A 5,027-nucleotide genomic window follows, 5' to 3' on the forward strand; every position below is an offset into this window, starting at 1 on the left:
GGAAGGCCCAGGGCTAAAAAAGCCCATTTACTTCTAGTCCTTTGTCAGCGGGCTGAAGCCCGCTGAACACCCCAGCCAGCAAGCTGGCCGGGGACCCCGCTGCTCCCACCTTCGCAACGATTCGTTTCGGAAAATACCGTTGCTTTTCTATGCATAGATTGTCTACGATACCCAGCCATGAGCAGAAAAGCAGACCTGATGCCGGGAACCCTGGACATGATGATCCTCAAGACCCTGACCCGTGGTCCGTTACACGGCTATGCCATTGCGCAGTCCATCCGGCAGACGTCGGACGAGGTGCTGACGGTGGAAGAGGGTTCGCTGTATCCGGCGTTGCAGCGTCTGCTGCTGGAGGACTGGGTGAAGGCGGAGTGGAAGCGGACACCGTCGAACCGCAGGGTGCGTGTCTACACGCTGACGGCAACAGGCCGTAAACAGCTAGGGGTGGAGCTGTCGCGCTTCGAGCAGATGGTTGCGGCCATTGGGCGGGTGATGCGCGATGTGGAGGTAGAGGGATGAGCGCTTCTGGGCGGTGGATGAATCGGCTGCTGTTTCTGTTTCGGCGTAGCAGGTTTGAGGCTGAGCTGCGGGAAGAGATGGAGTTCCACCGCGAGCAGATCGAAGAAGAGCTGCGGTCTGACGGAACCGCCGGCCCCGAGGCTCACAGAAAGGCTGCCGTCCAGTTCGGAAACACGACCCGCCTGAGAGAACGCAGCCATGACGTTGTGGCCTTCCGTTGGGAGACGGTCGTGCAGGACATCCGCTACGCCGTTCGGCAGATGACTCACAGCCCCGGTTTCGCGATCACGGCAATCCTGATGCTGACGCTGGGTATCGGCGCGAGCGTCACCATCTTTGCGTTTGTGGACGCGGCGCTGCTGCAGCCTTTGCCATATGCTCAGCCTGACCGTTTGATGGATGTGAACGAGAGCCTGGACCTGTTTCCGCGTTCGAATCTGTCTTATCTGGACTATGTGGATTGGAAGAGGATGAATACAGTATTCCAGTCGATCGAGGTCTACGGCTGGAGCGGATATTTATTGCAGACACCGCAAGGGGCGGAGCCGGTTCCCGGGCTGAGGGTCAGCGCGGGCTTCTTCCGCGCCTTGGGAGTTGTGCCGGTGGAGGGAAGAGACTTCCGCCCGGGTGAGGATGCAGTCTCGGAGCAGCCGGTAGGTCTGTTGAGTTATGCCACCTGGCAGAAGCGGTTCGGCGGACAGAGGGACGTCATCGGGCAGACCATGAAGTTGAGCGGGATACCGACTACGATCATCGGTGTTCTGCCTGCCGGATTCCAGTTTGCCCCGCGCGGAACCGCTGAGTTCTTTACATCGCTGCAGCCGACAAACGGATGTGAGCGACGGCGAAGCTGCCATAACCTGTACGGCGTCGGCCGCCTTAAGGATGGTGTGACGGTAGCGGCTGCGCTGGCGGAAATGAAGGGTATCGCGCTGCAGTTGGAGCGCCAGTATCCTGACTCGAATCGCGGACAAGGCGCCAGCGTGATGCCACTGGCGAGGGCCATCACGGGGGATGTTCGTCCGATCCTGTTTGTGCTGTTAGGTGGCGCGGCACTGTTGCTGCTGATTGCGTGCGTGAACGTCTCAAACCTGCTGCTGGTGCGGGCAGAGAAGCGCAGGCAGGAGATGGCGGTGCGTGGAGCTCTGGGAGCCTCGCGGGTGAGGTTGGCAAGACAGTATGTGACCGAAGGCCTGGTTCTGGTGTTGCTGGGAACAGCGGCCGGTACCGCCGTGGCTTTAGTGATGACGCGCGTATTGCTTGCAATGATCTCGAAGGACATGTTGGCCGGTATGCCCTATCTCGCGAGCATGGGGCTGACAGCGCACGTATGGATCTTCACGCTTGCCGTCTCATTGCTGGCGGCAGTGCTGTTCTCAATCGCGCCAATTCTTCGTTTGCCGGTGGCGGCGCTGCGGCAAAGCCTGAGCGACGGAGGTCGTTCCGGTGGAAGTACCTTCTGGCGGCGGCTGGGGGCGAACCTCGTAATCGTGGAGGTGGCGCTTGCGGTTGTTCTGTTGTCAGGGGCCGGTCTGCTGTCAAAGAGCCTATGGAAGATGCTGCACATCGACCTGGGTTTCGATGTCGGTTATCTCGCAACACTGACGGTAGACCTGCCACGGGTGGGATTCGAGAAGGAGGAGCAGCAGAATCAGCTTGCAAACACAGTGCTGGACAAAGTGAGGAGCCTGCCTGGTGTGCAGGCGGCTGCATTGACGACGACTCTGCCCATCAGTTGCAACTGCAATACAGATTGGGTCAGGTTTGTCGGCAAGCCGTATAACGGGGTCCATAACGAAGTAAATAACCGCGAGGTTAGCGCGGGGTTCTTCCAGACACTGCGGGCAAGACTGGTGCGCGGGCGCTTCTTCACAGAAACCGATGACGCCACTCATCCCAAGGTGGTGATCATTAACGAATCTCTCGCGAGGAGGTACTTCCCCGACGAGGACCCCGTCGGCAAAAAAATAGGTGATACCGAGCTGACGGCAAAGTCCCTCCGAACGATTATTGGAGTCGTGGCCGACATCAAGGATAGTGCGCTCGATGCAGAGCAGTGGCCTGCGGAGTATGAATCCTTCGCGCAGGATCCATCGAGATCATTCTCCCTGCTGGTGCGTACCTCACAGCGGCCAGAGTCGATGCTACCGGCGTTGTCGGCTATGGTGCGCGCGCTGAATCCTGAACTCGGCGTGGAAGACGAAACCACGATGGAGCTGCGCATGCATGATTCCCCTTCAGCCTGGCTGCATCGTTCGGCGGCCTGGCTGATGGGCGGCTTCGCGGGCATCGCTTTTCTGCTCAGCATGATCGGACTGTACGGAACGATCTCTTACTCGGTCAGTCAGCGGAAACGAGAGATCGGCGTGCGCATGGCGTTGGGTGCACAGAGGAGCACGATCCACGGCATGATCCTGCGTGAGGCAGGACGGCTGAGCTGCTTCGGCATCGTGGCAGGTGTTGGCTGCTCGATCGCTGCGGCAAACCTGATGGGGTCATTGCTATTCGGTGTGCGGGCGTGGGATGTAGCGACGCTGGCTGCGGTGGTGGTGCTCCTGGCGGCGGCCTCGCTCCTGGCCTGCTATCTGCCTTCCCGGCGGGCCGCAACGGTAAACCCGGTGGAGGCGCTGCGGGCGGAGTAGAAGATTTACTCCAGCCTTATGACGCTGATACCAGCCGGAACATAACACTGATACCCGCCGGAACGGAAGAGAAAATCCGGGTTCTCAGGAGTCACCGCGACGCCGCCCAGCGGTTTCCAGGGCAGAGCGTTTATTCATGATCTGTAGGACAACTGCTTCTCACCCCCCAACATCTCAGTCGCCTGAAACCGGATCGAATAAAGGCCCGGTGAGATTCCTAGTGCTTCCGGCGAAAGGTCGTTCCCCTATGAAAATGCCGCGTACTCTCCCATCGAAATTTGCCGTCACGGCTCTTGCCTGTTGTTTCGCGCTTCCTCTGGTCAACGCGCAAAACGCTCCTGACAACACACGTCAGAACAAAAAAGAGTCCCTTGATGCGGATCAGCAATCGAACGCCAAATCTGATGTCCAGATAACGGCCAGCGTTCGCAAAGCGATCATGGCAGATAAGGATCTTTCAACATACGCGCACAACGTGAAGGTCATCACGAGCAACGGGCGAGTCACACTTAAAGGCCCGGTCGAATCTGAAGAGGAGAAGAACAAAGTCTTTGCCGATGCGACTAGCGCGACCTCTGGCAAAGTGATCAATCAACTGACGGTAAAACAGTAAGCCGCTTGAGACAAAATCAGGCTGGTTCGCCAGCCATAGGAGATACATATGTCCGATAAGAATGTAGCTGTATTCGGTATCTATAAGACAGCAGCCTCAGCGGAGTCCGCTGTCGATCACCTGCTCTCCAGAGGGTTCACAAACTCCGCTATCTCGGTTCTTCTACCGGACGACGAGAGCACACGCGCTTTCGCTCACGAGAAGAAAACCAAAGCTCCAGAGGGCACTGCAACTGGAGCTACTTCCGGTGGACTGATTGGTGGAACATTGGGATTGCTGGCAGGTATTGGAGCTTTAGCTATCCCGGGCGTTGGTCCGCTCATCGCGGCCGGCCCAATTGTCGCTTCTCTGGCTGGGGTAGGTGTGGGTGGCGCGGTGGGCGGTATGGTAGGCGCCCTGGTTGGTCTGGGGATCCCCGAATTTGAGGCAAAGCGTTACGAGGGCGCGGTGAAGGGGGGCGGCACATTGCTTTCCGTTCATTGCTCGACATCCGAGCAAATCGATGTGGCAAAGGCTGCGCTGAAGGAAACGGGCGCGCAGGACGTATCTTCATCGAGCGAGGCAGGCTCCGACACCAAAGCTGACGACCGCCGGACCTACGCCGACAGGCGCGATGTAGCGTGAAGGGGATATGAGCCTCTTCCGGGATAGGCTTTCAAACCTTTTTGCCAAGAGGGTTCCCCGCAATGGTGAACCCTTTTGGATATCATCCTCTGCGTTGCGACTGCCTTCCGTGGCCTTCTTCAGTTCATGTGGCCTCTGGACTCGCTCATCGACAAGACAGAGCGTATTAGGACCCTCCTAGGGTGCGTAGCGGGTGAAGATGAAATCACGCTCTTTAGCTGGCACGTGGCAGGAGTAGCAGTTTTTTAATGCCTCGGGACCATCGGGCTTTCCGTTAGTAAATTGAGCAAAGCCCCAACCGCCGGTGGCGACGTATTGCTTCGAGTCCTTCACCATGAGCTGGATGTTTGTTGGCGCTCCCGCTACGAAGGATTGCTCTTGTCCAAAGGCTTTGTTGTTTTCTTCGGATGGCGTGTATGTCCAGGCGAGGCGAGCGATAATTGCGCCGTCAGGAAAGGGAAGGTCCTTGCGGCGAAACGCGTCTACGGCCTGATCGTTGCCCAGGATGGCACGGAGATCGTTCAGCTTGCCTGCTTCATGCGCGACGGAAATCAGTTTCCAGTCCCGGTAGCGGGCCGGCAGCTCGATGACGGGAGGCGTCGTTTGCGCACGGCCCACCTGCCCCGAAA

5 protein-coding genes are annotated in these 5,027 nt (G+C 58.4%); 4 read left to right on the forward strand and 1 reads right to left on the reverse strand.

Translation table 11 applies throughout. From position 1 onward, the window contains the following. Nucleotides 1–177 precede the first annotated feature (177 nt). The 4 genes from AB4043_RS14105 (at nucleotide 178) to AB4043_RS14120 (ending at nucleotide 4,398) form a co-directional block, all read left to right on the forward strand. Nucleotides 178–519 carry a PadR family transcriptional regulator gene (locus AB4043_RS14105; protein WP_442302459.1) on the forward strand — a complete coding sequence of 114 codons (342 nt, stop codon included), beginning with the start codon at nucleotides 178–180 and terminating at the stop codon, nucleotides 517–519. Further along, nucleotides 516–3,161 carry an ADOP family duplicated permease gene (locus AB4043_RS14110; protein WP_442302458.1) on the forward strand — a complete coding sequence of 882 codons (2,646 nt, stop codon included), beginning with the start codon at nucleotides 516–518 and terminating at the stop codon, nucleotides 3,159–3,161. Before AB4043_RS14105 ends, AB4043_RS14110 begins: the two co-directional genes overlap by 4 nt. A gap of 253 nt (nucleotides 3,162–3,414) precedes the next feature. Beyond that, the gene (locus tag AB4043_RS14115) at nucleotides 3,415–3,774 is read left to right on the forward strand and encodes a BON domain-containing protein (protein WP_442307325.1); all 360 of its coding nucleotides are present in this window, start codon (nucleotides 3,415–3,417) and stop codon (nucleotides 3,772–3,774) included. Nucleotides 3,775–3,822: 48 nt separating this feature from the next. Beyond that, nucleotides 3,823–4,398 carry a general stress protein gene (locus AB4043_RS14120; protein ID WP_442302456.1) on the forward strand — a complete coding sequence of 192 codons (576 nt, stop codon included), beginning with the start codon at nucleotides 3,823–3,825 and terminating at the stop codon, nucleotides 4,396–4,398. A 177-nt stretch (nucleotides 4,399–4,575) separates the two neighbouring features. On the opposite strand, the gene AB4043_RS14125 is transcribed toward AB4043_RS14120, so the two are convergent. Further along, on the reverse strand, nucleotides 4,576–5,016 hold the full coding sequence (locus AB4043_RS14125) for a cytochrome P460 family protein (protein ID WP_442307326.1): 441 nt from the start codon (nucleotides 5,014–5,016) through the stop codon (nucleotides 4,576–4,578). Nucleotides 5,017–5,027: the final 11 nt, after the last annotated feature.

Source organism: Terriglobus sp. YAF25 (genome assembly GCF_052113305.1).
Classification (GTDB): domain Bacteria; phylum Acidobacteriota; class Terriglobia; order Terriglobales; family Acidobacteriaceae; genus Terriglobus.

Coding starts and splice junctions, on each gene's coding strand:
- AB4043_RS14115 (WP_442307325.1), top strand. CDS start 3,415: ATGCCGCGTACTCTCCCATCGAAATTTGCCGTCACGGCTCTTGCCTGT.
- AB4043_RS14105 (WP_442302459.1), top strand. CDS start 178: ATGAGCAGAAAAGCAGACCTGATGCCGGGAACCCTGGACATGATGATC.
- AB4043_RS14120 (WP_442302456.1), top strand. CDS start 3,823: ATGTCCGATAAGAATGTAGCTGTATTCGGTATCTATAAGACAGCAGCC.
- AB4043_RS14110 (WP_442302458.1), top strand. CDS start 516: ATGAGCGCTTCTGGGCGGTGGATGAATCGGCTGCTGTTTCTGTTTCGG.